The organism is Paraburkholderia sediminicola (assembly GCF_046027355.1).
GTDB classification, from domain to species: domain Bacteria; phylum Pseudomonadota; class Gammaproteobacteria; order Burkholderiales; family Burkholderiaceae; genus Paraburkholderia; species Paraburkholderia sediminicola_B.
Window position 1 is genome coordinate 1 of the sequence record NZ_JAQQEK010000049.1, and the last position, 18,759, is coordinate 18,759.

Below are 18,759 nucleotides of genomic sequence, written 5' to 3' on the forward strand. Positions count from 1 at the left end.
TGTCTATCCCCCACCGGCTCTGGAGCGCGTCCCGCCACGCGGCGCCGCGTTGCGCGGCCTGATATTGACGCGGCGACACACCCACCACCCGCTTGAACAGCCGTTGCAGATGAAACGGGCTGACGTGCACGGCGTCGCTCAATTGCGCGAGCGTGAGGCGCTCTTGCGGCTGGGCGTCCAGCGCGGCGCACGCGCGATTGACGATTTCCAGCTCGCGCGGCAGTCCGCCAGGCTGGCAGCGCTTGCAATCGCGAAAGCCCGCGGCGCGCGCGGCGGCAGCGTCCGTGAAGAACGCGACGTTCTCACGGTGCGGCAGGCGCGAGGCGCACGACGGACGGCAGAACACGCCGGTCGTTTTGACGGCATAGAAGAACGCGCCGTCGGCTTGCGATTCGCGGTGCGTGACGGCTTCCCAGCGCGCGTCGTCGGAAGTCCACGTGGTGGCGCTGGAGGCGGTATCAGTAGGTTTGCGGTTCATGATGGTCCCGGAGAGACGGTGTCGATGCTCACCAATGTAGGCCGCATGCCGACACACTACGCTCCGGTTCTTGCTCTGTCATTGCGCTTCTTCGTAGACCCAAAGCCCCGCCAGGCGTCCGTTTAGCGGAAAACTGCGACAATTTGGCACGATATCGGGTTTTCCCTTAAAAAGTTATTGCGCCGCACCAGGTGCATGTGTATATTAGTACTTGTCTCCTCCATGTCTCCTCCTGATATGGATTCAGCCCGCTCCACATAGAGCGGGCTTTTTTTCGTCCATACGGTCCTGATCGGGCCCTCAAGGCGGTTTCACGGCCTGTACTCGCAGCGCCGCCCTTTCTTCTTCTACACTGGCAATTCACCCGTTCTGAGAGTCAGCCAAGGGGCGTTCCACATGAAAATCCACATTCGCGAGATCGATCACGTTGTCATTCGGGCGACGAACGTCGAAGCCATGTCGCGTTTCTATTGCGACGTGCTCGGCTGCCGCATCGAAAAGGAGCAGCGCGATCTGGGCCTGACGCAGTTACGCGCGGGCCGTTCGTTAATCGACCTGTTGCAGGTAGGCGCCAAGCTCGACCACGCTGAAAACGGCGTGCCCGGTACGGGGCGGAATATGGATCATGTGTGTTTGCGCATCGATCCGTTTGACGCTGAAGCGCTCAAGGCGCATCTGGTCGAACACGGCGCGCGGCTGGGCGAACTGGGGCAGCGCTACGGCGCGGACGGCTACGGACAGTCGCTGTATCTGTTCGACCCGGAAGGCAACATGGTCGAACTCAAGGGGCCCCCGGAAGCGGCGCGTGTGACGTCGCTATAAGCTTGCTTGTAGCCCTCAAAAAGCGTCAGGCGTTGGCGGGCGCCTTCAGCACCGTCCATTCGATTTTCACCGCATCGGCTTCGGCGCTGCCGAGCCATGCTTCACCGTCCTGCACCGTGCATTGCAGCCGCATGGTCCGTTCGGCCAGCGAGCCGAGGGCAGTGGCGACGTCTTCGCCGAGCGACCACACCGTCACGTTGCGCATGCGCTCCACCTTGTTGCGCACGCCCTGCCACCAGATATCCGATGCGCGGCCGCCGTAAGCGATCACGATCACCTCGTTCGAGCGGCCGCTCGCCTTGGCGATGCGCCGTTCATCCGGCTGGCCGACCTCGATCCAGGTTTCGATCGCGCCGGTCAGATCCTTCTCCCACAGATCCGGTTCGTCCACATCCGACAAGCCTTTGCAGAATTCGAGACGTTCCTGCGCGAACAGCGCGAACGCGGCGACGCGGACCATCATCCGTTCGTCGGTTTCCGAGGGATGGCGGGCGATCGTCAGCGAATGGTCGGCGTAGTAGTGCCGGTCCATGTTGGCGATCTGCAGTTCCGCCTTGTAAATCGTCGATTTGAGAGCCATGCCGTTGCTAAACCAGGCGCTCGCTCCACCGGAGCGAACTGAAAAGGAATCGTCGACGGCGCGTTGCCGTTTTCCGTGTTTGTTGTACATCTTCTGTTCCTCCCGCGCCGCCAGCCGGCTGCCATGACCACGGGAGAAGCATTTATCGCGCCACTGTCGGTTCGAAAGCGGTGCCGTAGACCTCGCCAGCGGCTTCCCGCAAGGCTTCGAGCACGACTGAGGCCGCCGGCGAAAGCAGGTGCGACTGGCGCGTGATGATACCGAATGTATCCATCCTGCACGGTAAATCGATCGGTACTCGCTTCAGAACGCCATACTGTTGGTATTGACGCGCCACTTCGTCGGGTAAAACCGCCAACATGTCGCTTTGGAGCAGCAAGCTCGAAATCGCCAGAAAATTGTTGGTATTGACCACGTTTTGCGGCGGATTCAGCCCGATTTGCGAAAACATCAGATCGAAGCGATGGCGCAAAACGCTGCCCGGCGGATGCAAAACCCAGCTGGCGTTGACAATTCCGCGCAGTGTCAAACCTGTCTCATTTTCGAGATGATGGCCGGGACGCGCCACGACGCAAAGCGGCTCGTCGGCGAGCGGTTCGTAGCGGACTTCGGTCTTGAACTGGTTCTGCCGCTCCAATACGCGGCCGATCATGATGTCCAATTCACCTTCCGCCAGTCGCGGCAGCATCACATCGGAGGTTTCGACCTCTGCCCAGATTTGCAGTTGCGGATAGCGTTGTTTCACGCTGGCGATCGCGCGCGGCACCATGGTCGCCGCGGCCGCCGCGATCACGCCGATCCGCACCTGGCCTGCCAGACCGGCGCGCAGTGCCGAAATTTCGTCGTGTGCGTGACTTAGGTTCGACAGCACCATGCGCGCATGACGGATCATCACCTCGCCGTACAGCGTGGCGTGCATGCCGTGCGGCGTGCGGTCGAACAGGCTCACTTCCAGCATGTCCTCGAGCTCTTTCAGCAAACGGGACGCGGCTGGCTGGGTCATGCCGAGCACGTCGGCGGCCCGCCGGACGTTGCCCTCCTCTTCCATCGCCGCGAGCAGCAGCAACTGCCGCGTCTTGAGCCGCGCCCGCACGAACCAGTTCGAGTAGCTACGCGTCATGGCCTGTCTCCAACCTGTTTTCTGATGACGCGGCTCGAAGCCACGAACCGCGCACTCTGCCGAGGCAAGGCTCCATCATGCCATACCGGAATTGATATCGGGATGGCCTAAAAAGGGATTGGAAAGTTATTGGGGCGGCTCATACCATTCGTGGACTTTCTGAGCTTCCTCACGTGGCGCCTTTCCGTCGATGAACCGCGATCCGCTCGTCCCACTCGTTGCAAGTCCGTTCCGCCACTACATCAACGGCGGATGGGAGACGGGCGCGACCACGGGCGTCTCGCTCAACCCGTCGGACCTGGACGAACCGGTCGGCGAATATGTACGAGCCGACGTGCGGCAAACCGATATGGCCATCGAAGCGGCGCACGCGGCCTTCCGCGAATGGTCGATGGGTTCGGCGCAGCGCCGTGCGGATGCGCTCGACGCCATCGGCAGCGAGGTGCTCGCGCGCCGCGACGAACTCGGCCGGCTGCTCGCGCGTGAAGTCGGTAAGACGCTGCCCGAGGCCTTAACTGAAGCGACGCGTGCCGGGCAGATTTTCAAGCTGTGCGCGGCCGAGGCAATGCGCGCCTTCGCCGAGCCCGTCGCGTCAGCGCGCGCCGGCGTCGAGATCGACGTGACGCGCGAACCGCTCGGGGTGGTCGGCATCATCGCCCCGTGGAGCGCGCCGCTGGCGATTGCCGCGGCGAAGATCGGCGCCGCGCTCGCTCACGGCAACTGCGTCGTCTTCAAGCCGGCCGAATCGGTGCCGGCTTGCGCGGCGGCGCTGGCCTCGATCATCAGCCGCGCCGGTTTGCCCGCTGGCGTGTTCAATCTCGTGATGGGCAGCGGCCGCCAGGTCGGCGCGCGGATCGTCGCGCATTCGCTGACGGCGGCGATCAGCTTCACGGGCTCGGCGGAAACCGGCACACGCGTGCTGCAAGCCGCCGCCGCGCGGCAGGCGCGAGTGCAGCTCGAGATGGGCGGCAAGAATCCGTTCGTGGTGCTGGCCGATGCCGATCTCGACAGCGCCGTCGAGGCAGCTTTGACCGGCGCTTATGGCTCGACGGGCCAACGCAGCACAGCGGCGGCGAGGTTGATCGTCGAACGCGCGGTGTTCGAGCCGTTCGTGGACGCATTGCAGGCGAAGCTCGCCAGACTCTTGATCGACCACGCGTTAAAGCACGGCACGGACATGGGTCCTGTGGCGAACGCCGCGCAGTTGGAGCGCAATCTCGACTACGTGCGCATCGGTCAGCAGGAAGGCGCGCAATTGCTGCATGGCGGCCGGCAACTGGAGCGCGCCACGCGCGGCTACTTTTTCGAACCGGCGCTCTTCATCGGCGAACCCGAACACCGTATCGCGCGGGAGGAAATCTTCGGCCCCCTCGCCGTCGTGCTGCGCGCCGACGACTACGACCACGCGCTGCATCTCGCGAACGACACCGCATACGGTCTGTGCGCCGGCATCTGCACGCGCTCGCTCAATCGCGCGCGGCATTTTCGCCGTCATGTGCACAGTGGCCTCGTCACGATCAATCTGCCGACCACTGCCGTCGAGCATCACGCGCCCGGCGGCGGCCGTAAGGCGTCCGCCTACGGCGCCACGGATGCGGCCTTCTGGAGCGCCGTGAAAACGGCGTACGTGGCGGGCTGATGGTGACGAGATCTCTTCACCTCACCGCGCACCCCGACGCTCATCCACGTCCCGGCTGACGCCGCCGCGCATCACCCGCTGCAATTAAACGAAATCAATGCAGCCCTTCAACCTCAGGAGACAGATATGACCAGCAAGCTTCGCCGTTTGACCCTATCCGCGATGGCGGCCGCCGCCCTCGCCGCGCCTTTTGCCGCACAACTTTCCGCACACGCGGACGCGCCGCTCAAAGTCGGCTTCCTCGTGAAGATGCCGGAACAGGCATGGTTCATCAACGAACAGAAAGCCGCGAGCGCGCTCGGCCAGAAAGACGGCTTCTCGGTGGTGAACATCGGCACGCCGGACGGTGAAAAAGTGCTGGCCGCGATCGACAACCTCGGCGCACAAGGCGCCAAAGGCTTCGTGATCTGCGCACCGGACGTGCGTCTCGGACCGGCGATCCAGGCACGGGCGAAGCGCTACAACATGAAGTTCGTCACGGTCGACGATCAACTGGTCGACTCCACCGGCAAGCCGCTGCCGAACGTGCCGCATCTCGGCATGTCCGCGTTCAAGATCGGCAATCAGGTCGGCACCGCGATCGCTGAAGAGATGAAGCGCCGTGGCTGGAAGCCGGAAGAAGTCGGCGCGCTGCGCATCACGAACTACGAATTGCCGACCGCGAAACTACGCACCGATGGCGCGACGCAATCGCTCATCGCCGGCGGCTTCAAGAAGGAAAACATCTTCGACGCCCCGCAAAAGACGACCGATGACGAAGGCGGTTTCAACGCGTCGTCGCCGGTGCTCGCGCAGCATCCGAACATCAAGAAGTGGGTGATCTTCGCGCTCAACGAGGAAAGCGTGCTGGGCGGCGTACGCGCAACCGAGCAATTGCACATTCCGGCGGCGGACGTGATCGGTGTCGGCATCAACGGCGCGGGCGAAGCATTCGCCGAATTCCAGAAGAAGGAACCGACGGGCTTCTACGGCACGATCGCCGTCAGCTCGACGATGCACGGCAAGGAAAGCACGGAGAACCTCGTCGAGTGGATCAAGGACGGCAAGCAGCCGCCCGCCGATACGCAGACCACCGGCAAGCTGATGGTGCGTGGCAACTGGCAGGACGTGCGTAAAGAACTCGGTATTTAAGCGAGATTCGAGTTTGCACGCTGCGGGCCGTTTCTCGCTCACGCGAGAGCGGCCCGCACAGGTTGTTCACCAGCTTGAGGTTTTTCGATGACGTCCTCACACACCGAGTCCCATATCGCCGAAGCGGCGCCCTCGCCTGCGCTCGCGTCCACCGAGCCCTATCTGCGACTCGACGGGATCACCGTGCGCTTTCCCGGCGTGCTCGCGCTCGACCAGGTGTCGCTCGAAGTGCGGCGCGGCGAAGTGCACGGCTTGATGGGCGAAAACGGCGCCGGCAAATCGACGCTGCTCAAGGTGTTGTCCGGCGTGAATCAGCCCGCGGCGGGCACCTTGTCGCTCGATGGCGTCGAACAGCAGTTCGTCACGACGAAGGCCGCGATTGCCGCGGGCGTGGCGATCATCTATCAGGAATTGCATCTGGTGCCGGAACTGACGGTCGCCGAAAACCTGATGCTCGGCGCCCTGCCGAATCGTTTCGGCGTGCTGGACGAAAAAGCGCTCGTGGCGCGCGCCGTGCGCGAACTGGAACGCCTCGGCGAAAAGATCGATCCGTCGCAGCAAGTGAAGAATCTCTCGATCGGCCAGCGGCAAATGATCGAGATCGGCAAGGCGCTGATGCGCGACGCGCGCGTAATCGCGTTCGACGAACCGACCAGTTCGCTGTCGTCGCGTGAAACGACGCAACTCTTCCGGATCATTCGCGCGTTGAAGGCCGAGGGTCGCGCGATCATCTACGTCACGCATCGAATGGATGAAGTCTACGAACTGTGCGATCGCGTCACGGTGTTTCGCGATGGCCGCCGCATCGATACGTTCGAAGCGGGTGAAGGACTCGATCGCGATCGCCTGATCAGTTGCATGGTGGGCCGTTCGATCGCCGACGTGTACGGCTATCGCTCGCGCGACCTCGGCGACGTGCAACTCGACGTCAAGGAATTGATGGGACGTGGCCTGCGCGAACCGGCTTCTTTCACGGCGCGCAAAGGCGAAATAGTCGGTTTCTTCGGACTCGTCGGCGCGGGACGTTCCGAGTTGATGAAGCTCATCTACGGCGCGGTCAAACCTGCAGCCGGCGAGATCACGCTCAAAGGCAAGCGCGTGCACTTTGCCACACCACGCGACGCCGTGCGCGCTGGCGTGGCGCTGTGTCCCGAAGATCGCAAGCAGGAAGGCATCGTCTCGATTGCCTCGGTATCGGACAACCTCAACATCAGTTGCCGCCGCCATTTCAGCCGCTTCAACGTGCTCAACGGCCGCAAGGAAGCACAGACCGCGAAAGAGTTCATCGGCAAGCTCGCGATCAAGACGCGCAATGGCGACACGCCGATCGGCACGCTCTCCGGCGGCAATCAGCAGAAGGTGATTCTGTCGCGCTGGCTCGCTGAAGACATCGACGTGTTCCTGATGGACGAACCCACGCGTGGCATCGACGTCGGCGCGCGCAGCGAGATTTATGGCCTGCTGTATGGGCTCGCCGAGGCGGGCCGCACGGTGATCGTCGTGTCGAGCGATCTGGCCGAAGTGATCGGCGTGGCGGATCGCGTGATCGTGATGAAGGAAGGCCGCATCGTCGGCGATCTGCCCAAGGCGCAGGCCACGCCGGATGCGCTGATCAAGCTCGCCCTGCCCCGCTGACGCTGCCTTAAATCCTCGACACAACGAAGGCAATTGAATCGAATCGCGCCATTGACACGGAATACACACCATGCATACACCCTCAACCGATTCCTCGACCCCAGCCGTCGCCTCAGCGGGCCTGAGCGCGCGCGCCGCGCGTACCTGGGACCTGATCAACAAGTCCGGCATCGTGATGGTGTTCGTGATTCTGTTCGCGGCTTTGTCGTTCACCGTGCCGGATTTTTTGAGCTCGCGAAATATCCAGGGCTTGCTGCTCTCCGTCACGCTGATCGGTTCGATCTCCGTGACGATGATGTTCGTTCTCGCGCTCGGCGAAGTGGATTTGTCGGTGGCGTCGATCGTCGCGTTTGCGGGCGTGGTGGCCTCCACGCTGATCACCGCGACGCATAGCGTGCTGCTCGGCGTCGCGGCCGGCGTGCTCGCGGGCGGCGCGGTCGGACTCGTCAACGGCGTGCTGGTCGCGCGCTACAAGATCAACTCGCTGATCGTCACGCTTGCCATGATGGAGGTCGTGCGCGGCCTCGCCTACATCACCTCGAACGGCGACGCCGTGATGATCTCCGAAGAGCGTTTCTTCGACCTCGGCGGCGGCGCGTTCCTCGGCATTTCGTATCCGATCTGGAGCAACATCGTCGGCTTCGTGCTGTTCGGTTTTTTGCTGAAGAAAACCGTGTTCGGCAAGAACGTGCTGGCCGTCGGCGGCAATAGCGAGGCGGCGTTGCTGGCAGGCTTGCCGGTGACTCGCATCAAGATCACAGTGTTCGTATTACAGGGCCTCGTCACCGGATTTGCAGGCGTGATGCTTGCGTCACGTATGAGCCTCGGCGACCCAAAGACTTCCGTCGGCCTCGAACTCGGCGTGATTTCCGCGTGCGTGCTCGGCGGCGTCTCGCTCACGGGCGGGGTCGCGACGATTTCCGGCGTGCTGGTCGGCGTGCTGATCATGGGCTCGGTGCAGGACGCCATGAGCCTGCTCAACGTGCCGACCTTCTACCAATACCTGATTCGCGGCGGGATTCTGCTGCTCGCGGTGCTGTTCGATCAGTTCCGCCGCAGCAAGCGCGTGCACTGACGCGCGCCCCGCTCTACATGTTTGCCAACAGGAGATTTCATGGCTGATTCGAACCAGACTAAAAAGCCGCTACGCAGCCAGGCGTGGTTCGGCCTCAAGGACCGCGACGGTTTTCTGCATCGCTCGTGGATGAAAAACCAGGGCATCCCACACGACGAATTCGACGGACGTCCGGTGATCGGCATTTGCAATACGTGGTCGGAACTGACGCCGTGCAACGCGCACTTTCGCGAACTGGCGGAGTACGTGAAGAAAGGCGTGCATGAGGCGGGCGGCTTGCCGCTCGAGTTTCCGGTGATGTCGCTCGGCGAGACCAATTTGCGCCCTACCGCGATGCTGTTTCGCAATCTGGCCTCGATGGATGTCGAGGAGTCGATTCGCGGCAATCCGATGGACGGCGTGATTCTGCTGGTGGGTTGCGACAAGACCACGCCCGCCTTGCTAATGGGCGCGGCGTCGTGCAATCTGCCCGCGCTCGCGGTTTCCGGCGGCCCGATGCTTAATGGCCGGTTTCGTGGCAAAAACATCGGCTCGGGAACAGGTGTCTGGCAGATGTCCGAGGAAGTGCGCGCCGGCACGATGACGCAGGAAGAATTCACCGAAGCCGAGTCGTGCATGAACCGCTCGCGCGGTCACTGCATGACGATGGGCACGGCGTCGACGATGGCGTCGATGGTCGAATCGCTCGGCATGGGCTTGCCGCACAACGCGGCGATTCCGGCGGTCGATGCGCGCCGCCAGGTGCTGGCGCATCTGGCCGGACGACGCATCGTCGATATGGTTCGCGAAGACCTGACGATGGACAAGATCCTGACGCGCCAGGCGTTTGAAAACGCGATCCGCACGAATGCGGCGATCGGCGGCTCGACCAATGCGGTGGTTCATCTGATCGCGCTGGCCAAGCGGATTGGCGTGAAGTTATCGCTTGAAGACTGGGAGCTGGGTTCGAACGTGCCGTGTCTCGTGAACCTGCAACCGTCCGGTGAGTATTTGATGGAGGATTTTTACTACGCGGGCGGTTTGCCCGCCGTGTTGAAGCAACTCGGCGAGCAAGGGCTCTTGCATAAAGAAGCGTTGACCGTCAACGGCAAGACGATCTGGGACAACGTACGCAACGCGCCGAATCACGACGAGAAAGTCATCACGACGTTCGCCGAGCCGTTCAAGCCGAAGGCCGGCATCGCTGTGCTCAAGGGCAACCTGGCGCCGAATGGCGCGGTGATCAAGCCATCGGCGGCCACAGCGGCGTTGCTCAAGCATCGCGGTCGCGCGGTGGTGTTCGAGAACATCGAGGAACTGCACGCGAAGATCGATGACGAGTCGCTCGATATCGATGAGCATTGCATCATGGTGCTCAAGGGCGCGGGGCCGAAGGGCTATCCGGGTTTTGCGGAAGTCGGCAACATGCCGCTGCCGAAAAAGGTGCTGCAGAAGGGCATTACGGACATGGTGCGCATTTCCGATGGCCGTATGAGCGGCACGGCGTACGGCGCGGTGGTGTTGCATGTGTCGCCGGAAGCGGCTGCGGGCGGGCCGCTCGCGTTCGTGCAGACCGGAGACATGATCGAACTGGACGTCGAAGCACGCCGCCTACATCTGGATGTCACCGACGAAGAACTCGCGCGCCGGCGCGCCGCATGGCAGCCACCGGAGGCGCCCAAACGCGGCTACTACAAGCTCTACGTCGAACACGTGCTGCAAGCGGATCAGGGCGCGGATCTCGACTTCCTCGTCGGATCGAGCGGCGCGCCGGTGCCACGCGACTCACATTGATCCGCACGTCATGAGCTAACAGTTGTTCCCTGCGCTTTGCGAGAAGGCGTACTGCCGATGCGGATTCAGACGATCCGCATCGGCTTTTTTCTGCCTGTTTCAAAGCGAAGCCAACGCGTGCAAATAAAAACGGCCGGGCATTTTATGCCCAGCCGATTTTTAACTCACAGGTTCACCACCCCGGCTTATTAAGCCAGAGGATGTACACCCGCGCAAAATCACATTCCGGCGTTTTCGCCGGAATGTCGGCGTTCAGCTTATTGCTTGATGAATCGATCGTTTGCCCAGAGGCCTTGCGTATCGCTATTACTCGAATTCACGAATTCGACGTCGTGACCGACCACGCGGACGACGCGGAAACTCGAGTTTTCCGGTGTCGAAACACATTGATATCCCGAGAAGAATTCCTGCATCTTTTGCTGTTCACCGGCTTGCGCATGCTGGTCGGCGGCGTCGAGTTTATCCTTCGACAGGCAGCCATATGCATTGGCCTTGAACTGGATGGTTTGCTGCGGCTTGATCATGACGTCTTGCGCCTGAACAGTGGCGGCAGCCAATCCCGCAATGGCGAAAACAAGGGCGAATCGCATTTTCATATTTTCCTCCGGTGCGGGTGGATACTCAGGTTAGCTATGTATTTAACTTTAACGTTGAACCCGCATCTTGCACTTTAGGAGAACGCGAGAGAACGACAAGCACATCTTGTGTGCGGTCGCAACAGCGGCGAATTGTCGCACCGTCCGCGACACCTGCTTAATCGTTGAGCAATGGCTTAAATAGTCGTGATTGCGACGGATAACTAAACGACGGGCGGGGCACGGCGCTTTAACCAGTAAAGCTTTGCGGCGCGTATTCGCGTAAACGAGAGGCACCAATTAAGTGATTTACTACATTTAATCGGCGCAATTGGTGCGTTGCACACAAAGTCATTCAACCGACTAAAGCGGAATCGCGAAATAACGGTGTGTTTGCAGAAGATAAACGGTGCCAGGTGTGAGGGTGGTGCGCACAGGGTCTGCCAAACGGAGGACCCTGTGCGCATTCGCGGAGTCAATCGACGTGCCGATTGGCCTCGAAGAACTCGGACTGGAACATGCACATACGCAAGGCGTTGTGATAGCTGCCATTGCCGAAAAATTCCTCGATCAGCTCGGCCTCGTGCCTGAAGCCGCACTTTTCGTAGACGTGGATCGCCGCCGTATTCGACTTGTCGACGATCAAATAGACCTTGCGCAGGTTCAGCACTGAAAACGCATAGTCGGTTGCGAGCTGCGTGGCGAGGGTCGCGTAGCCGCGGCCTTGCGCATGCGGCGCGATGATGATCTGAAACTCGCCGCGTCGATGGATATAGTCCAGCTCGATCAATTCGACCACGCCGACGGTTTGCCCCTCGTTGTCGATCGCCACGAAGCGCCGCTCGCGCAGGTCGTGCACGTGCTGGTCGTAAAGCTGGGTCAGTTCCGAGAAGGTTTCGTACGGCTCCTCGAACCAGTAACGCATGATTTTCGCGTTGTTGTTCACTTCATGGACGAAGCGCAGATCGGTGCGCTCGAGCGGGCGCAAGGTGAGTTCGCTGCTGCGTTCGGTCGTCATTGGATTCCCCTTGAGAATTATTGGTTTGGATACGCGCGTTCCGTCTCGGCTCGGGCGCTTTCCAGTTAGTCAGGGCGCGGTGCGGGGAGTTCTTGCAAGCTCTCGCGCCCGCACAGCATTATCTTGCGATAAGCCCGGCGGCATGCGAGTCCCGCGAGTGAAGGGCGTCGCGTTGTCGCAGGCCTGTGTTTGACTCGATCGTCGCGATTGTGAGGCGCGCGGCACGGTACGGGTACGCGCGGTGCTCTACAATGAAATCATGCTCCTGCAATCGGAGGCCACCGTGATCGAGAACTTGATATTGGGCGTTTTTCTGGTCATTCCGCTGCTGATCGTCGCATTTCTTTTCTCCGACGAATTGTGGCAGGAACACCGGCACCTGCACGACATGCGGCCCATGCATGTGAGACCGCGCCGCATCGACTGGCGGCATCCGCTGCGGCGCTCGCGGGATCGTCTTTAACGCGTTGCGTTGGCTCGCCGATTGGGCCTCCTGCGTGCTGCACTGCACGAATCCATGTGCCGTCTTAAAATGGCGGCCCGTTGAACGGGAGGATTCGTGCGCAAACTGATGTCATTGATGCTGCTGGCGGCGACGGCCACCGGCTTCGTGCCGGCGGCTGCCGAGGCGCACTCGCGCGTGGTGTGCAAACGTGTATGGGTGCATGGCCGTCTGGTGAAGCGTTGCCGTCGCGTGCCGGCGCCGCGCCATCACCATCATCGTCGTCCGCCGCCGCATCACGGGCCGGCGCCATACCATCGGTAGTGATGAAATGAAAACCCGCCGCGCGCGGGTTTTTTTGCGCGTGCCGCAAGGGCAGGGGCGGGGCGACGCGCAGTGCGCCAATAAAAAAGCCTGCCCGTTTCGGGCAGGCTAAAAAGAGATCCACACTCAATGCCTTGTGAGGACCAAGGCAAGGAGCAGTCTAGCCGTGCGGCACGCAACGCTGGTTTCAGCGGCTTTTACACATGTTACGGCGCATGACGGCCTCAGTCGGCGCGCCAGTGCGAGCGAATCCGCTTAGCGAGCGCTTCGAGCGTGTCCGCGTCGGCGACATCGCGCGCATGCATGCGCAGCGGCTGGCCTTCCCAACGCGGGATCACATGAAAATGCACATGCGGCACCGTTTGTCCCGCAGCCGAGCCATTGAATTGTCCGATGAACACGCCGTCCGGCCGCAACGCCGCGCGCACCGCAATCGCGAGCTTCTGTGTCATGCGCATGCATGCCACCGTCGAGGCATCCGACAACTCGAAAATCTCCGCAGCGGCTTCCTTCGGCACCACCAGCAGATGGCCGTCGGCTTGGGGCATCAGGTCCATGAAGGCGAGGGCGGCATCGGTTTCGGCCACCTTGATGCAGGGTAGTTCGCCACGCAGAATCCTTGCGAAGGGATTGCTGTCGTCGTATTTCATCGCGTTCCTCTCATGGTGGAAGGTCATATCGGGTAAAGCGCTGTTGCCGACATTGTCCATCACCTGTGTTACACCACGCCCACGCGCGCTGCGCGTTTGATCGCCTGAGGCGGCTGACCGAACGCGCGCAGAAAGGCGCGCCGCATCCGTTCGGTATCGACGAAGCCGGTCTCCGCGGCCACCGCCTCCATGGAATGGCGGCCCGCTTCCAGCATGGCGCGCGCGGCTTCGACGCGCAATGCCTCGATGGCTTTGGCGGGCGATTGACGGGTTTCGTCGCGAAACGCACGGCTGAACTGGCGCGGACTGAGATGCGCGACGTCGGCGAGCTGTTCGACCGTCAACGGCTCGCGCAGATGGCTTTTGGCGTACGACAGCGCGTTCTGGATGCGGTCGGATTTCGGCTCCAAGTCCAACATGGCCGAGAACTGCGACTGGCCGCCGGTGCGGCGGTGGTACACAACGAGCTTCTTGGCGATTGCGCGCGACACCTCCACGCCGAGATCGTTTTCAACGAGCGCCAGACACAGATCGATGCACGCCGTCATGCCGGCCGACGTCCACACCGACCCATCGACGATAAAGATGCGGTCTTCATCCACGCGCGCCTGTGGAAAGCGCCGCTGCAGATTGCGAGCGTGAATCCAGTGGGTCGTGGCGTGGCGGCCGTCAAGAATCCCGGCCTCGGCCAGCACGAACGCGCCGGTACAGATGCTGGTGGTGCGCCGCGAGGCGACCAGCGCCTCGTTCAGAAACGCCAGCAATCCCGGCGACGACGGCGCGATCTGCATCGCGCCGGTGACCACCACGGTGTCGTACGCCGGATCGCCGAACGGTCGGGTGGCGATCTCGACGCCGGCCGAGCTGCGCACCATGCCGCCATGCTCCGAAATAACCTCCACGTCGTACTCAGGCTGGCCGGCCTCCAGGTTGGCCAGCTCGAAGATCGAGACCGCCACCATATCGAGAATCTGGAAGCCGGGAAAAACCACCACGCCGACGTGTTTCATTGCGATGTCCTAAAACGAGGTAAATACGACATTTGAGACAACAGGCTACGCGCCTAGACTTGCCTCGTCAACACCGCAATGCCACCAAAAACGTTGCGGCGGCGGAGGTTTCCGGGTTTTCCCATTCATCGGACAGGGCAGAGGCACAACGCGCGACGCCCGCAAGGAGAGATTCAAATGGCAACGCAAGCAGGTAAGGGAACGGCATTGGTGACGGGTGCATCGTCGGGTATCGGCGCGGTATATGCAGACCGCCTCGCGCGGCGCGGCTACGACCTGATTCTGGTGGCGCGCGACGTCGAGCGGCTGAACGGACTGGCCGAGCGTCTGAAGACGGAAACCGGCCGCCATGTCGAGACGATCGGCGCGGACCTCACCGTCAAAGCCGACGTGCGCCGCATCGAAGAACGGTTGCGCGCGGACCGTGGCATCACGATGCTGGTCAACAACGCGGGCGTCGGCGCGACGGCCTCGCTGATCGATTCGGACGTGGACGAGCTCGAAAAAATGATCGACCTGAACGTCACCGCGCTCACGCGCCTGACGGCGGCGGTCGTGCCGGGCCTGGTGGAGCGGGGCAACGGCGTCGTGATCAATATTTCGTCGATCGTGGCGCTGTCGCCGGAACTGTTGAACGGCACGTACAGCGGCACCAAGGCCTACGTGCTCAACCTGACGCAGTCGCTGCATCACGAAGTGGGTGGCAAGGGCGTGCAATTGCAGGCGGTGTTGCCAGGCGCGACCAGCACGGCATTCTGGGACCGCGCGGGCCTCGCGGTCGAACATCTGCCGCAACAGATCGTGATGACCGCCGAAGACATGGTGGACGCCGCGCTCGCCGGCCTCGACCAGGGCGAACTGGTGACGATTCCGTCGTTGCCGGATGCGACGGATTGGGAGCGCTTCAACAGCGCGCGCCAGCACCTGCAGCCGAATCTGTCGCATAAGCTGCCGGCCGCACGCTACACGCGCGGCGCTGCTTCCGCGTAAAGCCGGACTGAAAGCGCCTTCAGCGCCAGTCAGTCGACACGTCGTCGGGATCGACCAGCGTCAATCCCGACGACGGCAACGGCAACGCCGTCTTGTATCGCACCTGTTTGAGCGCAAAGCTCGAGCGGATATTGGAAATGCCTGGAATCTTCGTCAGATGATCGACGATGAAGCGCTCCAGCGTCTGCATATCCGGCATCACCACGCGCAGCAGATAGTCGGCGTCGCCCGTCATCAGGTAGCACTCCATCACCTCCGGACGTTCCGAGATCGCCTGCTCGAAGCGCTGCAGCGCGTCTTCCACCTGCTTTTCCAGACTCACCTGAATGAACACGTTGATGCGCAGCCCGAGCGGCTCCGGGTTCAGCAACGTGACCTGCTGCTTGAACAGACCGAGCTTTTCGAGCGCCCGCACGCGGTTGAAGCACGGCGTGGGCGATAGGTTCACCGAGCGCGCGAGATCCGCATTGGTGATGCGCGCGTTCTGCTGCAACTGGCTGAGGATGCCGATGTCGATGCGGTCCAGCCGTCTGGGTGGCGTGGTCATAGATGAAATATTCTGTCGTGGTGGCGAAATCCGGAATAAATAGCCTATCGCAGCGCGGGACCACAAGCAAATGAGACGCTCATTTTGTGAGCACGTGGTTACCATTGACTCACTCGATCTTGAACCAAACGCGTCGATGCGGGAGTGGTGCCATGACGGATTTGTCCAGCGGTAGCGAGCAGTTGCGGTCTTTGAATGCGCAGCGTGTTGAAAGCGCGGAGCAGGCGGACACCGATCCGCAGGAAACCGCCGAGTGGCTTGAAGCGCTCGACGCGGTCGTCGCGCACGTCGGCCGTGACCGTGCGCAATTTCTGTTCGACCGGCTCGCGAGTCATGCGTTGACGCTTGGTGTCGAATCGGCGCGCACCAATGTCACGCCGTACCAAAACACGATTCCTTTCGAGCAACAGCCGCGCTATCCGGGCAATCTCGAACTCGAAGAACGGCTCGCCGCCGCGCTGCGCTGGAATGCGCTCGCGATGGTGGTGCGCGCGAACCAGGCCTACGGCGAACTCGGCGGCCATATTGCGAGTTACGCGTCGGCGGCGGATCTGTTCGAGGTCGGCTTCAACCATTTCTTTCGCGCGGCCGCGCCTGGCGGCGAAGAGGGTACGGGCGACCTCGTGTACTTCCAGCCGCATTCGTCGCCGGGTGTGTATGCGCGGGCTTACCTCGAAGGGTTTTTAAGCGAGCAGCATCTCCAGCACTACCGTCGCGAGATCGGCGGTCCGGGCTTGTGTTCGTATCCGCATCCGTGGCTGATGCCGGACTTCTGGCAGTTCCCGACCGGCTCGATGGGGATCGGCCCGATCAACGCGATTTATCAAGCGCGTTTCATGCGCTATCTCGCCAATCGCGGCCTCGCGCAGACGGAAGGCCGCAAGGTGTGGGGCTTTTTCGGCGACGGCGAAATGGACGAGCCGGAATCGACCGGCGCGCTCTCGCTGGCCGCGCGCGAAGGGCTCGACAACCTCGTGTTCGTGATCAACTGCAATCTGCAGCGGCTCGACGGTCCGGTGCGCAGCAACGGCCGCATCATCGATGAACTGGAAGCGCACTTTATCGGCGCCGGCTGGAACGTGATCAAGGTGGTGTGGGGCTCGGACTGGGACGCGCTGTTCTCGCGCGATCGCACCGGCGCCTTGCTGCGCGCGTTCGCGCATACCGTCGACGGCCAATTCCAGACCTTCTCGGCCAACGACGGCGCCTACAACCGCGAGCGCTTCTTCGGCCAGAACCCGGAGCTTGCCGCGCTCGCCGCGCAATTGAGCGATGACGACATCGACCGCCTGCGCCGTGGCGGTCACGACGTGCGCAAACTGCACGCGGCCTACGCGAAGGCGCTCGACCATCGCGGCCAGCCGACGGTGATCCTCGCGAAAACGATGAAGGGCTTCGGCATGGGCACCTCGGGCCAGGGCCGCATGACCACGCATCAGCAAAAGAAGCTGGGCTTCGACGACCTCAAGGCGTTTCGCGATCGCTTCCGCCTGCCACTCACGGACGAGGACGTCGAACAGGTGAAGTTCTACAAACCCGCGGAAGACAGCCCGGAAATGCAATACCTGCATGCACGCCGGGCGGCTCTCGGAGGCTATCTGCCCAGAAGGCGGAGAGTTGCATCGAAGGGGCTGACCGTCCCGCCGGTGTCCTCCTGGGGGCAATTTTCGCTGGACTCGAACGGCCGCGAGATGTCGACGACGATGGCGCTGGTCCGCATGCTGACCGCGCTGCTCAAGGATCAGGAAGTCGGGCCGCGCGTGGTGCCGATCGTCGCCGATGAAGCGCGTACCTTCGGCATGGCGAACATGTTCCGTCAGGTCGGCATCTATTCGCCGCTCGGGCAGTTGTATGAGCCGGAAGATCTCGGCTCGATGCTTTACTACCGCGAGGATACGAAAGGCCAGATCCTGGAAGAGGGCATTTCGGAAGCGGGCGCGGTGTCGTCATGGATCGCGGCGGCGACGTCGTACAGCGTGCACGATCTGCCGATGCTGCCGTTCTACATCTACTACTCGATGTTCGGTTTCCAGCGCATCGGCGATCTGATCTGGGCGGCGGCGGATCAACGTGCGCGCGGCTTCCTGATCGGCGCGACCTCGGGCAAGACGACACTCGGCGGCGAGGGCCTGCAGCATCAGGACGGCTCGAGCCATCTGGCGGCATCGACGATTCCGAACTGCCGCGCTTACGATCCTGCGTTCGCGTACGAAGTTGCCGCGATCGTCGACGAGGGCATGCGTGAGATGGTGGAACAACAGCGCGACGTGTTCTATTACGTCACGGTGATGAACGAAAACTACGCGCAGCCTTCGGTGCCGGGCGGTGACATGCAGGCGTTGCGCGAAGGGATTCTCAAGGGCATTTATCCGCTGGCTGCGCAAGCGCAGGAGCAGGAGAGCACGCAAGCTCAAGTGCAACTGCTCGGCGCGGGTGCGATTCTCGGCGAAGTGATTGCGGCGCAACAGATGTTGAAGGACGACTGGCGGATCGACGCGGCGGTGTGGAGCGTCACGAGTTTCACCGAATTGCAGCGCGACGGCATGGCATCGGAACGGCTCGCGCGTCTTGGCGAAGCGACCGGCGCGCCGTATGTCACGCAAGCGCTCGAACCGTCGCGAGGCCCGATTATCGCCGCGACCGACTATGTTCGTGCCGTGCCAGAACTTATTCGCGCATACGTGCCACGCCGTTATGTGACGCTCGGTACCGACGGTTTCGGCCGCAGCGATACGCGTCAGGCGTTGCGCGAGTTTTTCGAAGTAGACCGCAAGGCGATTGTGATCGCCGCGCTGAAGGCGCTGGCCGACGAGGGCGCAATCGACACAAGCGTGCTTGTCGAAGCGCGTAGCAAGTACCTCGGTGACGCCGCGGTCGGCGCAGCGTCCTGGCAATGCTAGAAAACGCCTAACGCATCGTTACTGCCATTGCCATTGCGACAAATGAAAAC

General features: G+C 62.1%; 18 protein-coding genes. 10 read left to right on the forward strand and 8 right to left on the reverse strand.

Annotation, left to right across the window (positions count from 1 at the left end; genetic code table 11):
- On the reverse strand, positions 1–478 hold a 478-nt coding region (locus tag PQR42_RS41850; protein WP_408495571.1), incomplete at its 3' end, for an Ada metal-binding domain-containing protein.
- A gap of 396 nt (positions 479–874) precedes the next feature.
- On the opposite strand from PQR42_RS41850, the gene PQR42_RS41855 reads away from it, so the two are divergent.
- Positions 875–1,300, forward strand: a complete 426-nt coding sequence (locus PQR42_RS41855; RefSeq protein WP_408206962.1) for a VOC family protein — start codon at positions 875–877, stop codon at positions 1,298–1,300.
- A 25-nt stretch (positions 1,301–1,325) separates the two neighbouring features.
- On the opposite strand, the gene PQR42_RS41860 is transcribed toward PQR42_RS41855, so the two are convergent.
- Together PQR42_RS41860 and PQR42_RS41865 are read right to left on the reverse strand one after the other, a co-directional pair.
- Positions 1,326–1,880 (reverse strand): YaeQ family protein, encoded by a 555-nt coding sequence (locus tag PQR42_RS41860; protein ID WP_408383899.1) that lies wholly within the window; start codon positions 1,878–1,880, stop codon positions 1,326–1,328.
- Positions 1,881–2,022: 142 nt separating this feature from the next.
- Positions 2,023–3,000 (reverse strand): LysR family transcriptional regulator, encoded by a 978-nt coding sequence (locus PQR42_RS41865; protein ID WP_408206958.1) that lies wholly within the window; start codon positions 2,998–3,000, stop codon positions 2,023–2,025.
- A gap of 190 nt (positions 3,001–3,190) precedes the next feature.
- On the opposite strand from PQR42_RS41865, the gene PQR42_RS41870 reads away from it, so the two are divergent.
- From PQR42_RS41870 to PQR42_RS41890, 5 genes are all read left to right on the forward strand, one after another.
- On the forward strand, positions 3,191–4,639 hold the full coding sequence (locus PQR42_RS41870; protein ID WP_408383897.1) for an aldehyde dehydrogenase family protein: 1,449 nt from the start codon (positions 3,191–3,193) through the stop codon (positions 4,637–4,639).
- 126 nt (positions 4,640–4,765) lie between these two features.
- Positions 4,766–5,770 (forward strand): arabinose ABC transporter substrate-binding protein, encoded by a 1,005-nt coding sequence (locus PQR42_RS41875; protein WP_408383895.1) that lies wholly within the window; start codon positions 4,766–4,768, stop codon positions 5,768–5,770.
- Positions 5,771–5,857: 87 nt separating this feature from the next.
- Positions 5,858–7,405 (forward strand): L-arabinose ABC transporter ATP-binding protein AraG, encoded by a 1,548-nt coding sequence (araG, locus tag PQR42_RS41880; RefSeq protein WP_408383894.1) that lies wholly within the window; start codon positions 5,858–5,860, stop codon positions 7,403–7,405.
- Between the two features lie 70 nt (positions 7,406–7,475).
- On the forward strand, positions 7,476–8,480 hold the full coding sequence (gene araH / locus PQR42_RS41885) for an L-arabinose ABC transporter permease AraH (RefSeq protein ID WP_408206950.1): 1,005 nt from the start codon (positions 7,476–7,478) through the stop codon (positions 8,478–8,480).
- Positions 8,481–8,519: 39 nt separating this feature from the next.
- Entirely contained in the window at positions 8,520–10,253 is a 1,734-nt protein-coding gene (locus PQR42_RS41890; protein WP_408383892.1) for an IlvD/Edd family dehydratase, read from the forward strand.
- 257 nt (positions 10,254–10,510) lie between these two features.
- Here the strand turns inward: PQR42_RS41890 and sap1 are convergent, their stop codons facing one another.
- On the reverse strand, positions 10,511–10,849 hold the full coding sequence (sap1, locus tag PQR42_RS41895) for a surface attachment protein Sap1 (RefSeq protein WP_408383891.1): 339 nt from the start codon (positions 10,847–10,849) through the stop codon (positions 10,511–10,513).
- A gap of 454 nt (positions 10,850–11,303) precedes the next feature.
- Positions 11,304–11,846 carry a spermidine N1-acetyltransferase gene (gene speG / locus PQR42_RS41900; protein WP_132376474.1) on the reverse strand — a complete coding sequence of 181 codons (543 nt, stop codon included), beginning with the start codon at positions 11,844–11,846 and terminating at the stop codon, positions 11,304–11,306.
- 283 nt (positions 11,847–12,129) lie between these two features.
- Here speG and PQR42_RS41905 point away from each other — a divergent pair, with 283 nt between their 5' ends.
- Together PQR42_RS41905 and PQR42_RS41910 are read left to right on the forward strand one after the other, a co-directional pair.
- Positions 12,130–12,309 carry a hypothetical protein gene (locus PQR42_RS41905; protein WP_408212111.1) on the forward strand — a complete coding sequence of 60 codons (180 nt, stop codon included), beginning with the start codon at positions 12,130–12,132 and terminating at the stop codon, positions 12,307–12,309.
- Between the two features lie 96 nt (positions 12,310–12,405).
- Entirely contained in the window at positions 12,406–12,612 is a 207-nt protein-coding gene (locus PQR42_RS41910) for a hypothetical protein (protein ID WP_408212114.1), read from the forward strand.
- 224 nt (positions 12,613–12,836) lie between these two features.
- Here PQR42_RS41910 and PQR42_RS41915 read toward each other — a convergent pair whose 3' ends face one another.
- Together PQR42_RS41915 and PQR42_RS41920 are read right to left on the reverse strand one after the other, a co-directional pair.
- Positions 12,837–13,262 carry an HIT family protein gene (locus tag PQR42_RS41915; RefSeq protein WP_408212116.1) on the reverse strand — a complete coding sequence of 142 codons (426 nt, stop codon included), beginning with the start codon at positions 13,260–13,262 and terminating at the stop codon, positions 12,837–12,839.
- 68 nt (positions 13,263–13,330) lie between these two features.
- The gene (locus PQR42_RS41920) at positions 13,331–14,272 is read right to left on the reverse strand and encodes a GlxA family transcriptional regulator (protein ID WP_408383889.1); all 942 of its coding nucleotides are present in this window, start codon (positions 14,270–14,272) and stop codon (positions 13,331–13,333) included.
- A gap of 177 nt (positions 14,273–14,449) precedes the next feature.
- Here PQR42_RS41920 and PQR42_RS41925 point away from each other — a divergent pair, with 177 nt between their 5' ends.
- Positions 14,450–15,262: an SDR family NAD(P)-dependent oxidoreductase gene (locus tag PQR42_RS41925; RefSeq protein WP_408383887.1), complete on the forward strand. Its 813-nt coding sequence runs from the start codon at positions 14,450–14,452 to the stop codon at positions 15,260–15,262.
- Between the two features lie 19 nt (positions 15,263–15,281).
- On the opposite strand, the gene PQR42_RS41930 is transcribed toward PQR42_RS41925, so the two are convergent.
- The gene (locus PQR42_RS41930; RefSeq protein WP_115781476.1) at positions 15,282–15,809 is read right to left on the reverse strand and encodes an Lrp/AsnC family transcriptional regulator; all 528 of its coding nucleotides are present in this window, start codon (positions 15,807–15,809) and stop codon (positions 15,282–15,284) included.
- Between the two features lie 152 nt (positions 15,810–15,961).
- Between PQR42_RS41930 and mdeB the strand changes: the two genes are divergently transcribed.
- Positions 15,962–18,709 carry an alpha-ketoglutarate dehydrogenase gene (gene mdeB / locus PQR42_RS41935; protein ID WP_408383882.1) on the forward strand — a complete coding sequence of 916 codons (2,748 nt, stop codon included), beginning with the start codon at positions 15,962–15,964 and terminating at the stop codon, positions 18,707–18,709.
- The last annotated feature ends 50 nt before the right edge of the window (positions 18,710–18,759 follow it).